The organism is Streptococcus sp. DTU_2020_1001019_1_SI_AUS_MUR_006 (assembly GCF_032340315.1).
Lineage (GTDB): Bacteria > Bacillota > Bacilli > Lactobacillales > Streptococcaceae > Streptococcus.
The window spans coordinates 768,262-787,411 of the sequence record NZ_CP135436.1 but is presented as its reverse complement, the minus strand read 5'-3'; the positions used below and the strand labels follow the sequence as shown (position 1 = coordinate 787,411).

The window sequence follows — 19,150 nt, the reverse complement described above, 5'->3', positions numbered from 1 at the left end:
TCAATCTCCCCTTTTGTGATACAATGATTATACCACATTTCAGAAAGAGTGAGTAAATCATGCCTAAGAAAATCCTTGTTTTACATACGGGTGGTACTATTTCCATGCAAGCCGATGACTCTGGCGCTGTTGTGACTAGTCAAGACAACCCTATGAATCATGTATCCAATCCACTTGAGGGAGTTGAAGTCCACGCCCTCGACTTTTTTAATCTGCCAAGTCCCCATATTAAACCAAAGCATATGCTGGCCCTCTATCAAAAAATTAAAGAGGAGGCTGATCATTATGACGGTTTCGTGATTACACATGGGACAGATACCTTGGAGGAAACTGCCTATTTCCTTGACACTATGGAGGTTCCTCACAAACCAATCGTGCTAACAGGGGCCATGCGTAGTTCCAACGAACTCGGAAGCGATGGTGTCTACAATTATCTCAGTGCCCTACGTGTAGCGAGTGACGATAAGGCTGCTGATAAGGGTGTCTTGGTCGTGATGAATGATGAAATCCACGCTGCTAAGTATGTGACCAAGACGCACACGACAAATGTTAGTACCTTTCAGACTCCTACCCACGGCCCCCTTGGTCTCATCATGAAACAGGAGATTCTCTACTTCAAAACAGCTGAACCCCGTGTTCGTTTTGACCTAGATAAGATTCAAGGCTTGGTCCCTATTATCCCTGTCTATGCCGGTATGACAGAAGAACTCCTCGATTTACTTCCCGTTGATCAACTGGATGGACTTATTATTCAGGCTTTTGGTGCTGGAAATGTTCCCAAGGAAACAGCACAAAAATTGAACGCCCTTATCCAAGAAGGACTCCCAATCGCCTTGGTCTCTCGTTGTTTTAACGGGATTGCCGAACCTGTCTATGCCTACGAGGGAGGTGGCGTTTGCCTGCAAAATGCTGGTGTCTTCTTTGTCAAAGAGCTCAATGCTCAAAAGGCCCGTCTCAAACTCCTCATTGCTATCAATGCTGGCCTTAGAGGGGATGAATTACGAGCCTATATGGAAGGATAATACTCTTCGAAAATCTCTTCAAACCTCGTCAACGTCGCCTTGCCGTAGGTATGGTTACTGACTTCGTCAGTTTCATCTACAACCTCAAAGCAGTGCTTTGAGCAACCTGCGGCTAGTTTCTTAGTTTGCTCTTTGATTTTCATTGAGTATAAAAAAGTCGGTGAGATAGAAATTACTAGATCAAGTCTTGTTTTCTAGTTCACTCCGAGAGCTTCCAACCACCAACTTAATGCTTGAACTATTGACCAAAAAGTTTCTGCTACTAAAAAGCGAGGTCGGGATTTTTATCCCGACCTCTTCTTGTTAATCTTTACGAGTTGAATGACGTTCTACCAAACCATGTGGCAAAAGAACTTCACGCTCTTCTAACTCTTCCTTATGCATAATCTTCGTCAACATACGCATACTAATAGCACCGAGGTCATACAAAGGTTGCGCAATGGTGGTTAGGTTTGGACGAGTGTAACGCGCGATTTGCGAATCATCACTGGTGATAATTTCAAAGTCTTCTGGTACAGAAACTCCCTTGTCAGCAAGTCCGTTCAACACACCTGCTGCCAGTTCATCTCCTGTTACAATAGCTGCTGTTGCTTTAGAAGAAATCAAACGTTCTGCCAAGGCATAGCCATCGTCATAACGGTATTTTGATTCGAAAACAAGACCTTCACTGTAGTTGATTCCCGCTTCTTTTAAGGCATCTTTGTAGCCAGCTAAGCGAATCTTGCCATTAATATCATCCACTAATGGTCCACTAACGAAGGCAATTTTTTTGTTTCGCTTCAAAAGATGACGGACTGCATCAACTGTAGCATGTTTATAGTCAATATTGACACTTGGAAGTTGGTGTTCTACGTCTACTGTTCCTGCAAGAACGACAGGTGTGCGTGAGCGTGAAAACTCTGAGCGAATCTTCTCAGTTAAATGATAACCCATGAAGATAACGCCATCCACCTGTTTAGAAAAGAGAGTATTGACCACAGATACTTCCTTTTCATCATCCTCATCACTATTGGCAAGGACGATGTTGTATTTGTACATCTCCGCGATATCGTCAATCCCTTTAGCAAGGGCAGAGAAATAAGTATTTGTGATATCTGGAATGACGACTCCAACTGTTGTCGTTTTCTTGCTTGCTAGACCACGTGCTACTGCATTAGGACGATAATCTAGACGTTCAATAACCTCTAGGACTTTTTTACGGGTGTTTTCTTTGACGTTCTTATTGCCATTGACAACACGGCTGACAGTCGCCATTGACACTCCCGCTTCTCGGGCAACGTCATAAATTGTTACTGTATCATCTGTGTTCATTCCGTTTCCTTTCTACTTTGAAAATTTTGTTTTCATGATTCCACTGTTTCCATTTTACCACTAATTGTAAGCATTTTCAAGCATTTGATGAAGATTCGTTGAAAAAATTTCAAAATCATTCTCATCTTTTTAAAGGTAGTTGACTTTTCTTGATTTTTCTAGCAGTTTGCAGTATGATAATAAGAAAATCAATTAGGAGATAGGGATGGCTTTTACAGATTCTCATAGACGATGTGCCAGTTTCGGTGTGGTGACCAATCTACCCGATGATGTTATCGACTCAATCTGGTATATAATCGATCATTTTTTAAAGCATGTTTTTGAGCTAGAAGATGAATTGGAATTTCGACTTTTGAATCATGAAGGCTCCATCACTTTTCGTTTTTCTAGTCAACATCTACCAACTACGATTGACTTTGATTTTAATCATCCCTTTGATCCACTCTACCCACCAAAAGTTCTGGTGCTAGATATGGATGGCAAGGAAACCATTCTCCTACCAGAAGAAAATGACCTATTTTAAAAACTCTAGTCTCCTCTATCTACTTAGGAAACTAGAGTTTTCTTATTTTTTTCAATCCTTGGTACAAGTGGCGGATCGGTTGTTTCAGTGTTGGATGAATAAAATGCGGAGCTATTTCCTGTAAAGACTCTAAAACAAAGAGGCGCTCAGCAATATAAGGATGAGGCAAGACGAGGTCGTCTGTATAGATGATCTGGTCCTCTACAAAGAGCAAATCTAGGTCAATCAAGCGAGGTCCCCAATGCACCTCTCTGACCCGTCCCATTTCTGCCTCAATAGCCAACAATGTTTCTAACAAGATTGGAGCTGGCAACCAAGTTTCCACCTCAACCACTTGATTAGCAAAGCTATCCTGCTCCACTCCACCCCAAGGTTCGGTCCTAATCACACTAGACTCCTTGAGAATATGGATGCCACGAGCTCGCAGTTTGTCAATAGCTTGCTCCAAGTTCGCTTGCTTATCCCCCATATTACTTCCTAGGGCGATAAAAGCTCGCTGCTTGCGGCGATGTATGGTTACTGAGCAAGTATCTAGTGGTAAATGGACAGGCGCCCATGGTTTTTTAAGTTCCAGCTCAATCTCTTGAACGAGAGAGTAGGTTTCAAAAGTACGCTCTACTAGTTTGTAGGCTACTGTTTCAATCAGGTCTTCGCTTTCTTCCTGAAACCAAGTCGTCCATTGCTGGCAAAGTTCTCCGTAATGGACAGAATCAGTTAAATCCAAGTCTGTCGCAGCCTTGGTCATATCATAGGATAGGGTGGCTGAAACGACAAACTTCTGTCCCAGTTCCTTCTCACTAGGAAAGAGTCCATGAAAGGCGAAAATTTCTAGGTCTTTAATTCGCAGTTGATCCATAACTAGTCCTTTCTAGAAAAATCCGCTTGATGCGGATTTTTTATAGTCCCATCAGACGATAAGCCTGATCCCGAAGATCCTTATCTGTCTCAAATAGACCACGAGCTACTGTAGTCAAGGTCGCAGTTCCTGGTTTTCGAACACCACGCATACTCATACACATATGCTCTGCTTCAATGACAACAAAAGCTCCCTTAGCACCCAAATACTCCATCAAGGCATCAGCAACTTCGATATTCAAACGTTCTTGAATCTGTGGCTTTTTAGAGTATACTTCCACCGTACGAGCTAACTTTGATAAACCTGCTACACGCCCATCTGGGATATAGGCAATGTGGGCACGACCATAAAATGGCAAGAAGTGATGTTCACACATGGTATGGAAAAAGATATCCTTTTCCACTACCATATTGTCATCGATAATCTCAAAGGATTTTGACAGGTGCTCTTCTGCAGTTTGCCCAAGACCTGAAAAAATCTCTTGGTACATACGAGCAACACGGGCAGGTGTTTCCTGCAAACCTTCACGATTTGCATCCTCACCAACTGCCTCGATAATCATTTTTACAGCTGCTTCAATTTTTTGTGTATCCATTCTAATTTTTCCTCTCCATTAGGTAGGCTCTCACTTGGGCTAAAAAGTATAATGAACCCGTGATAATCCTAACTGTTTTTTTCTCTTCATTTTCTGATAATTTTTGGTCTAGAAATTTTTGCCAATCTTGGTAGTTGAGATTTCTAGAATCAGACATCTCTTTCAAGACTTTTTCATCCGTCGCCCGACTATCCTCAAAATGAGTTAGCGTAATCTTAGTACCGGGCAAGGTTTCTAGCAAGTCCAACATATCCTCCAAGGCCTTGGTTTTGATACAAGTAAAGAGGATTTCCTTCTGATAGTCCGTAAAGCGTTCTTTCAAGGTAGCCAACAAGGCCTTGATGGCATGGGGATTGTGGGCCCCATCCAAAATCATCAAGGGTTCTCTAGAAACAACTTCCAAGCGTCCAGGCCAGCTTGTTTCTTCTAAAGCTTGAGCCACTAAAGCATTATCTGGCAATTCTCGACCAGTCGCTTGGCAATAGCTATCTAACAAGGCTAGAGCCATTCCAGCATTCTCTATCTGGTGCAAACCAAGCAATCCTGTCTGGAAGCGACCTTGTCTAACAGAACTTGTATAGTCAAATGCCTCTCCAGTGACAATACTCTCATGATGGCTTACCTGATAATATCTTCCATAAACAATTCTAGTAGCCTGTTTTCCCTCTGCAATCTGGTCAATAACCGCCAAGGCTTCTGGGACAATGCGACCAGTCACTAGAGGAACTCTTTGTTTGATAATTCCTGCTTTCTGCTCTGCTATGGCTTCCAAGCTATCTCCTAAAAGCGCTACATGATCCAACCCGATGGTCGTGATACCTGTTAGGATGGGTTGACATACATTGGTGCTATCCAAAAGTCCGCCCATACCAACTTCCATAATCGCCACATCGACTTGTTCAGAAGCAAAATAGTCATAGGCTATAGCAGTGATAATCTCGAATTCTGTCGTTCCTTGCAAGGCATGAGCATGCTCCGCTTCAAGTAGTAAACGATAATCCGCCATCAAGTACTCTAATCTCGCTTCTGGGATGGATTCGCCGTTAATGGCAATCTGATCGTTATAATGAATCAGATAGGGTGAGCTAAAGACTCCCACTCTTAGCCCCATCTTTTCCAGCATATTTTTCAAAAAGGCTATAGTAGAGCCCTTGCCATTGGTTCCACCGATGTGGATAACCTTAAGCTTAAGATGGGGATTGCTTCGTAAAGCTAAAAGATCTACCATTCTTTCCAAACCAAAGTGCGGTTGGTCTGTGCGGTAGTGGGCAATCCACTGATTGGTTTCGTTTTTATTCATCTTACTTATATTGTTTCAAATCTAAATTTTCCGCATGGTCTGCCAGACGGATAGCAGACGCAATTTCAACTGCCATCTTGTGGCTGGCTACATCGTGCACGCGCACCACTTCAACACCTTGTCTGGCAGCAATACTGGTCACATGAGCCGAAGCCGTATCACGATTTCGGAAGCCTGCTTCAGTATCAGGGTTTACTTCAAATCCATTTTCTTCAAGAATATTGATGACAAAGCGCTTGCGAGAGACTCCTAAAAAGATAGGATAGCCCATTTCGTGCAATTTATCAAGGTCACGTAGGAGGATGAGATTTTCTTTCTTTGTCAAACCAAAGCCAATTCCTGGATCCAGCATGATCTTGTCTTTCGAAATCCCTGCTGCTTTCGCTCTTACTAGAGCACGGTCAAAGAAAGCTATCATCAATTCTTCAACTGATAGTTGTTCAAATTCAGCCAAGTCTTCCTTTGTAAAAGTCTCTCCAAATCCAAAATGAGGGAAGATAAGTGAACTAGGGTGCTGAGGACGTGCCATGACTGGATTAAACATGATGACCACCTGAGCTCCAGCCCTGGCAACCACCTCTGCCATCTTCTCATCCCCCATAAGGCCTGTAATGTCATTGACTATATTGGCACCAGCATTTAAAGCTGCTTCTGCCACTTGGCTTTTCCAAGTATCGACCGAAATCAGAACATCACTTTCTTGACGAATAGCCTGAATGACTGGAACCACACGCTGGATTTCCTCTCCAATCTCAACATAGCCACTTCCAGGTCGAGTAGATTCTCCACCGATATCTAAGATAGTGGCACCTTCAGCTATCAATTTTCTAGCCTGTTTTAAGGCTTCTTCAATAGCAAAAAATTGGCCCCCGTCAGAAAAAGAATCTGGGGTAACATTGATAATACCGCAAATAGCTGTTTTTGTAAGATTCTCTCTTTTTTCCACGTTCATCACTCAAATTTCATTTAGATTGGTATTCCTCTATTTTACTGTTTTTTTTGGATTCTGTCCAATTATCCCTCAGTACTCTTTAACTTTAAAAGAGCGCAAAAAAAGGAGAACCTGAGTCCTCCTTTTTCTATATTCTTATTTCTCAGTCAAAGCTGCAAGTCCTGGAAGAACTTTACCTTCGAGAAGTTCCATTGAAGCGCCTCCGCCCGTACTAATCCATGAGAACTTGTCTGCACGTCCAAGGTTGATTGCTGCGGCAGCTGAATCACCACCACCGATGATTGATTTAACGCCTGGTTGTTTCACGATAGCGTCCATCACACCGATTGTACCAGCTTGGAAGTCAGGGTTTTCAAATACACCCATAGGTCCGTTCCATACAACTGTTTTCGCACCAGTCAATGCTTCATCAAATTTAGCGATAGATTTTGGACCGATATCCAAACCAAGGAATCCTGGGTCTACTGCTTCACCTTCAGTGTCTTTCACTTCAGTGTAGTCAGCAAATGCGTTCGCTTCTTTTGAGTCAACTGGCAAGATCAATTTGCCGTTTGCTTTTTCAAGAAGAGCTTTCGCAACATCCAATTTGTCTTCTTCTACAAGTGAGTTACCGATTTCGATACCTTGTGCTTTGTAGAATGTGTAAGTCATACCACCACCGATAAGAACTTTATCAGCTTTTTCAAGCAAGTTTTCGATAACACCGATCTTATCTGAAACTTTTGAACCACCAAGGATAGCCACGAATGGACGTTCTGGAGCTTCAACAGCTTCTTGGATGTATGCAATTTCGTTTTCAAGAAGGAATCCAGCAACTGCTTTTTCAACGTTTGCTGAGATACCAACGTTAGATGCGTGTGCACGGTGAGCTGTACCGAATGCATCGTTTACGAAGATACCATCTCCAAGTGATGCCCAGTATTTACCAAGTTCAGGATCATTTTTAGATTCTTTCTTACCGTCAACATCTTCAAAACGAGTGTTTTCAACCAAAAGAACTTGTCCATCTTCAAGAGCGTTGATAGCTGCTTCCAATTCAGCACCACGAGTTACACCTGGAAGGAATGTAACTTCTTGACCCAATTTAGCAGCCAAGTCAGCAGCTACAGGAGCAAGTGATTTACCAGCTTTGTCTGCTTCTTCTTTTACACGTCCAAGGTGAGAGAAAAGAATCGCACGTCCACCTTGTTCAAGGATGTACTTGATAGTTGGAAGAGCTGCAGTGATACGGTTGTCATTAGTAATCACGCCATCTTTTACAGGTACGTTGAAGTCAACACGAACGAGAACTTTTTTCCCTTTCAACTCAACGTCTTTAACAGTCAATTTTGCCATTTGGAAAGACTCCTTAATTTTTTTTACGTGTTAATTATATCACAAAATCAATAAAAGAGATAGCAAAACCTTAAACTTTTATCTTGAAACAGGTCTCTCTAGTAAATTAAACTTACTCTTTACTCTCTGAGGAAATCCCTCACTGTTTTTATCTTCATCTATGGTATGTTACTCATTTATAGAGAAAGAGCTACTGTCTGGAGTTGTGTCTTTATTTTTTGAACTAACTCTTCAGAAACCGTTCAATTTTTAAAAATCTATTTTGAAAGTTTTGCATGGCGATAGAAAAACTCTCAGAAATATCAGCATCGCATTTCTAAGAGTTCAATCACTTTTGTTCAGTTTAATTTCAAATTAAAGACCTATCTGCATCTCTAATTAAACCTATCCTGATACTTCATATTAAACAACCATTGAAGATTGACAACGGGCTTAGATTGTACATCAAGTATGGGTTTAAGGGTCTCTCTAATCTCTCCTTTTATCTTTGTTTCATCAATTGTTGCAAGATCAATTTCTTTATACTCTTTATCGAGGGTCCACTCAAGCTCAAAATTCTTATCAAACTTATAGGACACATCGTTTTTATCACTGTAGCCATAACCTCCATCAAACTCACCAAAACTGGTAGGATTACCACTTGAATCGATAGAATTTTCGATAAATTTCGCTCCATCATCATAGCGAATACCTTCAATTTTCGGAGTATAAATCTCCCCCATGTTTTCAATCAACATGACTAAGTCGGGTTCTGTCCCCTCCTTATGAGGCATCCGTTGCGCATAATAGACTGAGTTAGATAGCAAATTGATTGTAGTAACAGCATACATACTCGCTCCTATGAATACTACTAAGCCAAGGCTCACTACTACAATGATTACAGCAATGACTACTTTTAACAATTTCATCGTCTTTTTCCTTTCCTATCCCCAAACCAATTCTTGATGAGAGTTACTTGAGAGTTACTAGAAATAACTCTATAAACAGACACAACCAAAAAAATTAAAAGCAGAACATGCAAACATTTCATTACAAGGTTTCTTATGGAGTAATAAAAATCTTAACACAAACATTCTAAGAATGCAAAAAGGCAGGAACCAAAAATGGCTCTTGCCTTTTAATACTATTATCTTGTCAGACGGTAATTTAGAAGTTCAACTCAATCTTCTTTTTTCTTTTGAGCGAGTAGTCCAAAGCCACCTAGAACTCCAACCAATCCAAGAGCTACTAGATTTGCATCTACTCCTTCACCTGTACTTGGAAGTTGTTTTCCTTCAGGTTTTTCAGATTGTGCTTCTGTTTTTGCTGGTTCCTGCTTAGCTGCTTCTACTACTGGAGCAGGTGCAAGAGATTTGTCAGTTTTGACATCCACTTTTGGACCAATCTCAACAATCTCAGTTACAGTTTCTTTGACAAGTTCTGTCCCCTTCAGACTGCGGTTCCCTTCTGCATCAACTTCTACAAGATTTCTACGAAGCCCTTCAACTCCGGCCTGAACAATTCGACGTTCTCCTGCTTGAAGGCTAGGATTTACTCTTTCTTCATGGCCGTATGCAACTTTTTCTTCTTCAATCACCAATGCTGGATTGCTAATTGTCAAATCTTTGACTCCATCTAGTGGCTGAACACGGCTTTCTACCTTCGTACCAACCTCAGTAATCTCTGCCACGGCTTCCTTGACGACTTCTGTCTTAAGAAGTGTGCGACTGCCTTTAGCATCTACCTCAATCAAGTGACGGATTTGACCAGCCTCACCTGCTTGAACCAGACGGCGTTCACCTAGTAAAAGCTCTCCTGTCGGACGCTCTTGGTGTTTGAAGGCTACGGCTTCTTCTTTCACTTCCAATTCTAGTTTTTCGAGAACAAGATTTCCAGAACCGTCCAATGGTTGAACACGGCTTTCTACCTTAGTACCAACCTCAGTAATCTCTGCCACTGCTTCCTTGACTACTTCTGTCTTAAGAAGAGTACGGTTGCCTTTGGCATCCACTTCGATCAAATGACGGATTTGTCCTTCTGCACCAGCCTGAACGACTCGACGTTCACCCAACAAGAGGTCTCCTGACGGACGTTCTTGACTCTCGAAGGCTTGAGTTTCTGTCTCAACCACTAATTCAGGTAGTGCTTCAACTGTTGGGGCAGTTTCGCCTTCTTCTAAGCTACCTACATGATGGCTTTCTTTAACAAGGAGTTTTTTATTGAGTTCTTCCTTGAGGTTGGCAAATGCTTCTGGAGTTGGATTTGTTGAGCCAATAAGAGTTTCTGCTTGAGCGATGATTGGATCGTCTGCATTTTTCTCACGAACTTTTCCTAGAAGAGTTTCAAGCTCTTCCTTAGCTGTTTGATAAACCTGTACACCATTCAAGTCAGCACCTGCTTGTTTCAAGTCGTTCAAGGCTTGGTTGACTGCTTCTTGACTAGCGTCGTGGTTTTCTAGGACAGCTTTTGCTGCTTCAATCTTCTCAACGAGAGCTGCTTGTTTTTCAGCATCCGCAAATGTATAAGCTGTCGTTCCTTTGCGTCCTTGAGCAGATGTGATTTCTTGTTTCAGATATTCGTCGTTGACAGCTGCTTTAGGTGATACTAGAACATCAAATTCGACAGTTTGTCCTTGATAGTGCAATTGGAGTTTTTGACGGCCTGTTTTTTGAGCATCATAGCCTGTAATTTCGACTCCTTGGTCTGTAAAGCTATGTTCTGTCTCAGTTTCATCATCATACAAGACCTTGAAGCGTCCCTCTGATAAGTCAAGAGCATCGCCTACCAAGTAATCAATTTTCGGTTGTTTGCTAATATACAAGGCTGCGACTTCTTTTGGACCAGCTTCTTCACCAGTCACTTGAACCTTGAAGCTTCCTGCAACTGGAAGACCAAGATAAGTTACTGTTAACTCTTGTTCACCATGATGGTGAGCATCATAGCCGTTAACAACTACACCTGCATGACTGAGGTTGATGACTTCATCTGCTTCTTCACCCTCATATTTGACACGGAGAAGACCACCTTTAAGATTCAATTCCTCACCAACTTGATAACTTGCCTTTTTAGGTGCTACTTCTAGGCTGACAGCCTTAATCTTTCTCTCATCCTGAGGAATAGTCACAGCAAGAGTATTACTGATTTCTTTACCTGGCAATTGTGTACGATAGTAAAGAAGGCTCGGACGTTTTTCAAAGCTCAATGGATCTGTCGCCAAATCTCCTCCAACTGCTGTATTTAAGGTAGCGATTGGAGTTTGTGAATCTGCCTTGTCATAAACTGTGATGGTAGCTCCAGCAGGAACTTCTGAGAAGCCAAGCTGAATCTTATTGTCCGTTAGGACACGCGCTGCAACTTTAGCCATTGGAATATTTTGGCTCTCCGTATCAAGAGTTTCATACATCTTCCAGTTATAGATACGAATGGCTTTCCATGGTGTTCCATTGTCAGATGTAATAACGTGCAAACGCCATTCTTGCGCCGTAATTGGGCTATCAAGGGTAATGTCTGAAACGTGAGCTCTATTGCCACGAACAGCCTTGGCTAGTTTCCATTCTCCAGCTTCATCCTTGTAGTAGAGGTCGAAGTCTTTGGTATTCATCAAACCATCGTTGACAGATTCTCCACCAGCACCAGCGTGGTCCATGACCCATCTAACGACACGGCGTGGTTGTGTCAAACGGATATCTACGCTACCACTCAACTGAGCAGAAGACCATTTGTCAGATAGGCTGGTGATCGTACCATTCAACATACCTTCGATGCCTTCGCCGCCTTCTGTGTCTGGGAAGGTACTTCCGATAACAGTTGCTCCTGGAACGATATTTTCTGCTAATGGTCTTGGAAGACTTGTGTCTTGGACAGTCATCCCCCAGTCAAAGTTTGTTGTTGCTGCTTCAGAACGAAGGCCATTCTTACCAACTGCGACAACCTTCAACTCTTGACTAGTACCAGTTGCACTAGCTGAACGGCTAACTTTTGGTAGGTAGATAGTAGTGGCAGATGAGCCTGTCAATAGGCGCCAAGCATCGCCATCCTTCTCATAAACTTCATAGAAATCAGCATCTTTATTTCCAGTAAATTGGACAATAGCTTCTGCTTCTTGGGCATTTTTCAGAGATTGCTTAGCTACTTTTAGAGCTGTTGGTGCTTGAGGAGCCTCTTGATTATCTGTTACAGTCAACTCACCCAAGTTAAATTGATAATCCTTAAGGGCAGCAGTATTTTCAAAAGTAAGCTTGATGCCATAAATTGTCTTACCTGCCAAGGCACTCAAGTCAAATTCATCTTTTGTCCAATCGTCAGATAGAGTCAGTTCTTTACGAGCATTCTCTCCACCATAAGTATAGTTTTTCTGAGTCGCAAACTCTACATAAACCTTGCTTCCCTTACCACCCTTATGGGCAACCCGAAGTTTTGTTTTATCTGTTACTTCCAGTTTTGTAGAGTAGAGACGAACATCTTGATTGGTATTTTCAGCTAAATCACCCGCAAACTTAAGTGAGTTACCACCATTGTAAGCATCTTCAAAGTCATAGTCAGCTTGAAGTTTAGCACCTGATGAAGTTTGCCACCAGCGCCATGTAGGCAAGATACCTGATACAGAACGATAGTTCCATTCAGAATCCTTAGAAACTTTACCGTCCACAAACCATTTCTTACCATGTCCGGTGTTAAAGGATGTTGTAAAAGTACGTCCCACTGCTGGGGTGCGGTCAGCCACTAGGTTAGCAATACCGTACCAGTCCTTGTCTTCTGGTTTTTGTCCAGTTGGATCTCCTTGGTAGCCTGTGAAGAAGATATTTTCATTCTTGTGATAGTCTTCTCCTGTCTTCCCAAGACTAGTGATAGTATCAGGGGCAAAGAGACCTAGTGATAAGCGAAGTTTGCCATTTTCATCAAAAAGGGCATCCCATTTCACTTTTGTCTTGTAAGAACCACCTTGTTGCAATTCCAAACCTGCAAAAACATCATACTGACTGCGTCCTAGCCATTTCGCCATTGTTACAGAGTAATCATTTTTCTCTTTAGTCCAGTTAAAGTTGGCAAAGAAGTGATCTGCAGGAACCTTGTCCCCTTCTTTTTGCATGAATGGATAGTTGTATTCACCAAGTCCATCTTCGTGATAACGACCATATTCATAGGTCATGGCATCGTACCAAGAATACTTGACAGGATGGTTGACTTTAGCAGCATATTCCTTGGTATAAAGCATGAAGTCACGCATTTTCTTACCAAGAGGTGTTACGATATCACCTGTTGTTTCTTGGTTGATAAAGTAGCCGTCAAATCCATAATATTTGGCCAAATCAACCAACTTGCGAGCGATAGGGAATGTTCCGTCTTCGTCTTGTTGAAGGGCTGCAGCAAATTTTTCTTGGTCTGCAATGCTATTTGACCAGTTAAAGAATAAGGTACCCAATACAGGGACACCATTACGGTGACCAGCATCAATCACGTCCGGAGTTGGGACGAGCCCTTCCCAAAAGACCATGGAATTCAGGTACTGCCAGTAGTCAAAAGCGTAGGCTTTAAACTCTTCACCACCTACAGAAGCATGGTCTTTAGCCTTAGAGTTAGTGTTAGCAAGAGCTTCAACCTTAGCGTCCTTATTAGCTTTTTCGTTAACCACATATCCACGATAGCGCTTGGCTAGTTCTACTGAAGAGCGGTTAATAGCATCGTCTTCGCGAGCACCTGGTTCCCATTTCAACAAATCTTCCCATGTGTCAAACTTAATTTCTTTTGGTCGAAGACTTTTTTCTTCTTTCTTAGGAACGTCAGCGACAGTAGCTTTTTCTTCCAGCTTATTTTCTGTAGTTGCAGGCGTTTCTTCAGCCTTAGGCGTTTCAGCAACTGGATTAGTTGCTTCCTTATCAACTGCAGTCAATTGATCCAAGGTTGGCTTTTCTTCTGAAACAGGCTGCTCGCTTGTCTTGTCTTCCCTTGCTTCTAGCTCTTTCAATACTTCTGGTGCTGGTGTAGTTGCTTCTGCTGGAGTAGTGGTTGACGGTTGCTCTGAAGCTACTGCTGTAGTTGTTGTCCCATTTTCTGGAACGACAGACTCTTCAGCCAAAGCTGGACCTGCAAATAGAACTGAACCAATCATCAATGAGCAGGCACCCACTGACAATTTTCGAATACTATAGCGGCAACGTTTCTCAAAAAATGGATTCTTCATCTTTTTCTCCTTTGACTTCCAAAAAGTAAGCGCTTTATTTTTGAATTAAAAAAGTAGCTGTTCCAAAAATACACAGAACAGGTCATTTTTATTTTACGATATTTAGAAAAAGAGTCAACACTGGCCCCTCAAGAACTATAAAGAAGTGAAGAATTAATATAAATTAGACAATCATTGACCATTTTTTGAATAAAATCAACATTTTCTCAAAAAAAGAGCATTTACTACTTGTTAGATTTACTTTTATCCTTTAAAATAGAATGGGAGAGATTCCGCGATTATTTTTCGGAGGAAAAAGAAAATGTCCATTAATTGGCAGGAAATTATTTTTCACTTTTTAGGTGGTCTGGGACTATTTTTATATAGTATCAAGACCATGGGAGACGGTTTGCAACAAGCTGCTGGAGACCGCCTTCGATATTACATTGACAAGTACACAAGTAATCCCTTCTTAGGGGTTTTAGTGGGGATTGTCGTCACTGCCCTCATCCAGTCAAGTACAGGTGTAACGGTTATTACGGTTGGACTGGTTAGTGCTAGTCTCCTCACCCTTAGACAGGCCATCGGGATTATCATGGGAGCCAATATTGGAACGACCGTAACGTCCTTCATCATCGGTTTCAAACTTGGCGAGTATGCCCTACCCTTGATTTTCCTTGGAACCATGTGCTTATTCTTTACAAAAAACCGTACTGCAAATAATATTGGACGTATCCTTTTTGGTGTTGGTGGTATCTTCTACGCCCTCAACCTCATTAGTGCTGGGATGAGCCCTCTTAAAGACTTGCCTCAGTTCAAGGAATACATGGTTACCTTGGGGCAAAATCCTATCTTGGGAGTTGTGGCTGGTGCTGTCATTACCGTTCTAATTCAGGCATCTTCTGCAACCATCGGGATTCTACAAGGTCTTTATGCAGGTGGATTCCTCGACCTCAAAGGGGCACTACCAGTCCTATTCGGAGATAATATCGGTACAACCTTAACAGTTATTATCGCAGCAGCCGGAGCAAATATTTCTGCTAAACGAGTTGCAGCAACACACGTTACCTTTAACGTTTTAGGAACCATCCTCTGCTTGATCTTGTTAGGCCCATTCACTGCGATGATCGAGTACTTCCAGGCACTACTTCACCTCTCACCTGAGATGACGATTGCCTTCTCACACGGTGCCTTTAACGTAAGTAACACCATTGTACAATTCCCATTCATCGGTGCTCTGGCTTACTTTGTTACTAAGCTAATCCCTGGTGAAGACGAAGTTGTAAAATACGAACCTCTTTACTTGGATGAACAACTCATCAAGCAAGCTCCTTCTATCGCCCTAGGAAATGCCAAGAAAGAACTCTTGCACCTAGGAAACTATGCGGTTAAAGCATTTGACCTTTCTTACGACTACATCATCAATTCTGACGAGAAAGTAGCTGAAAAAGGACACAAAACTGAAGAAGCTATCAACACAATCGACGAGAAATTAACTCGTTACCTCATTAGTCTTTCTAGTGAAGCATTGAGTCAAAAAGAGAGTGAAGTCTTAACCAACATCCTTGACTCTTCTCGAGACTTGGAACGTATCGGTGACCACGCTGAAGCTTTGATTAATCTTAACGACTACTTGCAACGCAAGAATGTTCAATTCTCTAACTCAGCCCTAGAAGAGTTGGAAGATATTTACCGTCAAACAAGCGATTTCGTTAAAGATGCTCTTGAGAGTGTTGAAAACAATGACCTTGAAAAAGCTCAAGCTCTTATTGAACGCCATGAAGCCATCAACAAGATGGAACGCGTCCTTCGTAAGACACACATCAAACGCCTCAACAACGGCGAATGTTCTACCCAAGCTGGTGTCAACTTTATCGATATCATTTCACACTACACTCGTGTGTCAGACCACGCTATGAACCTTGCTGAAAAAGTTTTGGCTGAACAAATTTAATACTCAATGAAAATCAAAGAGCAAACTAGGAAGCTAGCCGCAGGCTGTACTTGAGTACGGCAAGGTGAAGCTGACGTGGTTTGAATTTGATTTTCGAAGAGTATAAGATAAAAAAATGCTTTGATTCTTTCGAATCAAAGCATTTTAAATAGCTCTCCAATCATAAAGGAAGAGGCAGCTGCGCCCTTGTACCTAGCTTCTTCCTTTTGGATATAGCTGGCCAGATTGACTAACTCTGGCGCAGGAGTCTTGGGATTCTTGAGTAGTTCAAGTGTGACTAGCCCTGAAAGTCGGACTGCTAGCAATCGCTCATTGGTGCTAGGCAACTGCTTAGCAGTTTCTAGGAGTGCAGCCACTAAATCTTCACTCAAGTTTTGACGGGCATGATTGTAAAGGTCCCGTATCAAGGTTTCTAGGTTTGGTTCTTCCATACCCATCACCTCCATCTTTTCAGTTTAATAATTTTTGATCAAATCTACAGTAGAGCGATCTAATTTTTTAACCAAGGCTTGTAGGAAAGCTTGAGCTTCTAAGAAGTCATCCATGGCATAAAGTGTTTGGTGAGAGTGGATATAACGAGCGCAGACACCGATTGTTGTTGATGGGACACCACCATTTTTCAGATGAGCTGCTCCTGCATCTGTACCACCTTTTCCACAATAGTATTGGTATTTGATACCAGCTTCTTCAGCAGTCGTCAAAAGGAAATCCTTCATGCCTGGGAGAAGCAAGTGACCTGGATCATAGAAACGAATCAAGGTTCCATCACCAATCTTACCTTGACCACCATAAACATCACCTGCTGGTGAGCAATCCACCGCAAGGAATACTTCTGGATCAAATTTTGTTGTAGATGCATGGGCACCACGAAGTCCAACTTCTTCTTGGACGTTAGCACCAAGATAAAGTTCATTTCCTAGTTTTTGGCCTGACAAGTTTTCAGCCAACTCACTAACCATGAGCACACCGTAACGGTTATCCCATGCTTTTGAGATGATATTTTTTTCATTAGCAGTTAGGATTGCGCTACTATCTGGAACGATGGTGTCTCCAGGACGGATACCAAAACTTTCAGCCTCAGACTTATCCGCAAAACCACCATCAAAAACGATATCTGAAATAGCTGGCATGGTTGGTCCACCTGTGCCACGAGTCAAATGTGGAGGAACTGAACCTGAAATTACCGGAATTTCACGTCCTTCACGTGTAAAGAGTTTAAAGCGTTGGCTGCTGACAACCATAGGGTTCCAACCACCAATGCTGACTACTCGAAAAGTCCCGTCTGGCTTGATTTCACTAACCATGAAACCAACTTCATCCATGTGAGAGGCTACCAAAACACGAGGTGCATTTTCAACTTCTGAGTGTTTCACCCCAAAAATACCACCTAAGCCATCAGTCACGACTTCATCCACGTGAGGTGTTAATTTTTCACGAAGATAAGCTCGAACAGGTGCTTCATGACCTGAGATAGCGGAAAGTTCTGTTACTTCTTTGATTTTAGAAAATAATGTTGTCATTTCTATCCCTTCTTTCTTTCAACCATTTTACCACTTTTTATAGGAGAAAGGTAGTGGAAATCAACATTTTACCAAGTAACTTACTCTTATAACAATAAAAGAATCACAAATGTGATCCTTCTTCTCTTGTATTTCGCTTTAATGAAAAGTAGTCTGGTACTGGATCTTTACCCGTTTCAGACCAAGGATGGCAACGTAATATCCTAGCCAAGCCCATCAAAACTCCCTTGAATCCATGTTTTTCAATTGCCTGAATCATATAGTTTGAACAACTAGGCTCAAATCTGCAAGAAGGTGGAAAAGCCGGCGAGATAAAGCGTTGGTAAAAGCGCACTGGCGCAATTAAGATTTTTTTCATTATTTATTATTGGTTACAGCCATGGTGTGTAGTTGGCTGATTTCTTTTTTATTGAGACGACGTGATTCTCCTGGACGAAGTCCTGTCAAGTCTAGATGACCAAAACGAGTTCGAGAAAGTTTATCTACTTGGAGACCAACAGCTTCAAACATTTTTTTGACCTGGTGGTTACGCCCTTCATGGATTGTCAACTGTACAACTGAACGGTTTTTAACTGGATCTACTTTAAGAATCTCATAAACAGCCGGCTTGGTTTTCTTGCCATCAATCTCAACTCCACGAGTCAAGGGACGGAGATTTTCTTTGTTGGCAATTCCTTTCACACGCGCAACGTAGACCTTGTCAATCTCATTACGAGGGTGAATCATCTCATCTGTAAAGTCCCCATCATTGGTCAAAATCAAGACTCCAGACGTATCCCAGTCCAAGCGCCCCACAGGATAGATACGCTCTTTCACATTAGGCAAAAGATCGACAACTGTCTTGCGGCCCTTGTCATCTGTCACACTGGAAATCACACCGCGTGGTTTATTGAGCAGATAGTAGACTTTTTCTTCGTTATAGATTGGTTGACCTTCAACTTCGACCTTGTCGCCTGACTTGATGGTCGTTGCTAGTTCACGCACGACTTGACCGTTAACCGTCACCAAGCCTTGCTTGATCAACTCTTCTGCTTTTCTCCTACTGGCCACACCTGCGTGGGCAATATATTTATTGATTCTCATCTTCTTCTATCCTTTCACCAAATAATTGGCTTTCTTGTGCTTGAATATCAAGCTCATCAATCACGGGCAACTCTTCCAAATAGTTAATACCCATGTAATCCAGGAAATAATCCGTCGTTACATAGAGATTAGGGCGTCCAAGAACTTCCTTTTTCCCGTCTTCTTTTATCAAGTCAAAGGCCTGCAACTTAGCTAGCGCTCCACTTGAATTAACCCCCCGAATAGCATCAATCTCTATCCGTGTGATAGGCTGCTTGTAAGCAATGATGGACAAGGTTTCAAGGGCAGCCCGAGACAGGCTCTGATTGATAGGTGCCTTAGAGTATTCTTTCAAAACGGCTGCAAATTGAGGCTTGGTTACCAATCTGTAGGCACCACCTGTCTCAATCAGGGCTAGACTAGAATCCTGGTCTTTTTCATACTTTTTGGCTAATTTTTCTAGACTCTGCTGAATCCCAGTCGGTGGCAAAGAGAGGAGCTCAGCCAACTGGCGAATCCTTATTCCCTCTTCACCCGCTACAAACAAGAGCGCTTCTATTTCTGCTAAAGTACTCATATTT

At 42.1% G+C, this 19,150-nt stretch carries 16 protein-coding genes; 3 read left to right on the top strand and 13 right to left on the bottom strand.

Annotation, left to right across the window (positions count from 1 at the left end; translation table 11 throughout):
• Nucleotides 1-59 precede the first annotated feature (59 nt).
• A complete protein-coding gene (locus tag RRU92_RS03990) occupies nt 60-1,022 on the top strand; it encodes an asparaginase (RefSeq protein WP_315640532.1) in 963 nt (320 codons plus the stop codon).
• 303 nt (nt 1,023-1,325) lie between these two features.
• On the opposite strand, the gene ccpA is transcribed toward RRU92_RS03990, so the two are convergent.
• Nucleotides 1,326-2,333 (bottom strand): catabolite control protein A, encoded by a 1,008-nt coding sequence (gene ccpA, locus RRU92_RS03985; RefSeq protein ID WP_248034848.1) that lies wholly within the window; start codon nt 2,331-2,333, stop codon nt 1,326-1,328.
• A gap of 205 nt (nt 2,334-2,538) precedes the next feature.
• Here ccpA and RRU92_RS03980 point away from each other — a divergent pair, with 205 nt between their 5' ends.
• On the top strand, nt 2,539-2,856 hold the full coding sequence (locus tag RRU92_RS03980; protein WP_315640517.1) for a DUF960 domain-containing protein: 318 nt from the start codon (nt 2,539-2,541) through the stop codon (nt 2,854-2,856).
• Nucleotides 2,857-2,887: 31 nt separating this feature from the next.
• Here the strand turns inward: RRU92_RS03980 and folK are convergent, their stop codons facing one another.
• The 7 genes from folK to RRU92_RS03945 all read right to left on the bottom strand — a co-directional run bounded on the left by folK (nt 2,888) and on the right by RRU92_RS03945 (nt 14,054).
• Nucleotides 2,888-3,712, bottom strand: a complete 825-nt coding sequence (gene folK / locus RRU92_RS03975) for a 2-amino-4-hydroxy-6-hydroxymethyldihydropteridine diphosphokinase (RefSeq protein WP_315640516.1) — start codon at nt 3,710-3,712, stop codon at nt 2,888-2,890.
• 40 nt (nt 3,713-3,752) lie between these two features.
• The gene (gene folE, locus RRU92_RS03970; RefSeq protein WP_000380917.1) at nt 3,753-4,307 is read right to left on the bottom strand and encodes a GTP cyclohydrolase I FolE; all 555 of its coding nucleotides are present in this window, start codon (nt 4,305-4,307) and stop codon (nt 3,753-3,755) included.
• 1 nt (nt 4,308) lies between these two features.
• The gene (locus RRU92_RS03965; protein ID WP_315640515.1) at nt 4,309-5,607 is read right to left on the bottom strand and encodes a folylpolyglutamate synthase/dihydrofolate synthase family protein; all 1,299 of its coding nucleotides are present in this window, start codon (nt 5,605-5,607) and stop codon (nt 4,309-4,311) included.
• A gap of 1 nt (nt 5,608) precedes the next feature.
• Nucleotides 5,609-6,559, bottom strand: coding sequence for a dihydropteroate synthase (gene folP, locus RRU92_RS03960; protein ID WP_315640514.1), 951 nt, complete (start codon nt 6,557-6,559; stop codon nt 5,609-5,611).
• A gap of 135 nt (nt 6,560-6,694) precedes the next feature.
• A complete protein-coding gene (locus tag RRU92_RS03955; RefSeq protein WP_001096781.1) occupies nt 6,695-7,894 on the bottom strand; it encodes a phosphoglycerate kinase in 1,200 nt (399 codons plus the stop codon).
• 374 nt (nt 7,895-8,268) lie between these two features.
• Complete coding sequence (locus RRU92_RS03950; RefSeq protein ID WP_075231975.1) at nt 8,269-8,802, bottom strand: hypothetical protein; 534 nt, start codon at nt 8,800-8,802, stop codon at nt 8,269-8,271.
• A 251-nt stretch (nt 8,803-9,053) separates the two neighbouring features.
• Nucleotides 9,054-14,054: an endo-beta-N-acetylglucosaminidase gene (locus RRU92_RS03945; protein ID WP_315640509.1), complete on the bottom strand. Its 5,001-nt coding sequence runs from the start codon at nt 14,052-14,054 to the stop codon at nt 9,054-9,056.
• 301 nt (nt 14,055-14,355) lie between these two features.
• Between RRU92_RS03945 and RRU92_RS03940 the strand changes: the two genes are divergently transcribed.
• Nucleotides 14,356-15,987, top strand: coding sequence for a Na/Pi cotransporter family protein (locus tag RRU92_RS03940; RefSeq protein ID WP_315640508.1), 1,632 nt, complete (start codon nt 14,356-14,358; stop codon nt 15,985-15,987).
• A gap of 134 nt (nt 15,988-16,121) precedes the next feature.
• Here RRU92_RS03940 and RRU92_RS03935 read toward each other — a convergent pair whose 3' ends face one another.
• The 5 genes from RRU92_RS03935 to scpB all read right to left on the bottom strand — a co-directional run bounded on the left by RRU92_RS03935 (nt 16,122) and on the right by scpB (nt 19,146).
• Nucleotides 16,122-16,418, bottom strand: coding sequence for a bacteriocin immunity protein (locus tag RRU92_RS03935; protein ID WP_315640507.1), 297 nt, complete (start codon nt 16,416-16,418; stop codon nt 16,122-16,124).
• A 24-nt stretch (nt 16,419-16,442) separates the two neighbouring features.
• Complete coding sequence (gene pepA / locus RRU92_RS03930) at nt 16,443-17,507, bottom strand: glutamyl aminopeptidase (RefSeq protein ID WP_315640506.1); 1,065 nt, start codon at nt 17,505-17,507, stop codon at nt 16,443-16,445.
• A gap of 103 nt (nt 17,508-17,610) precedes the next feature.
• The gene (yidD, locus tag RRU92_RS03925) at nt 17,611-17,865 is read right to left on the bottom strand and encodes a membrane protein insertion efficiency factor YidD (RefSeq protein WP_000721871.1); all 255 of its coding nucleotides are present in this window, start codon (nt 17,863-17,865) and stop codon (nt 17,611-17,613) included.
• Nucleotides 17,865-18,590, bottom strand: a complete 726-nt coding sequence (locus tag RRU92_RS03920) for a pseudouridine synthase (RefSeq protein WP_016466836.1) — start codon at nt 18,588-18,590, stop codon at nt 17,865-17,867. Before RRU92_RS03920 ends, yidD begins: the two co-directional genes overlap by 1 nt.
• Nucleotides 18,577-19,146 (bottom strand): SMC-Scp complex subunit ScpB, encoded by a 570-nt coding sequence (scpB, locus tag RRU92_RS03915; protein ID WP_315640503.1) that lies wholly within the window; start codon nt 19,144-19,146, stop codon nt 18,577-18,579. Before scpB ends, RRU92_RS03920 begins: the two co-directional genes overlap by 14 nt.
• Nucleotides 19,147-19,150: the final 4 nt, after the last annotated feature.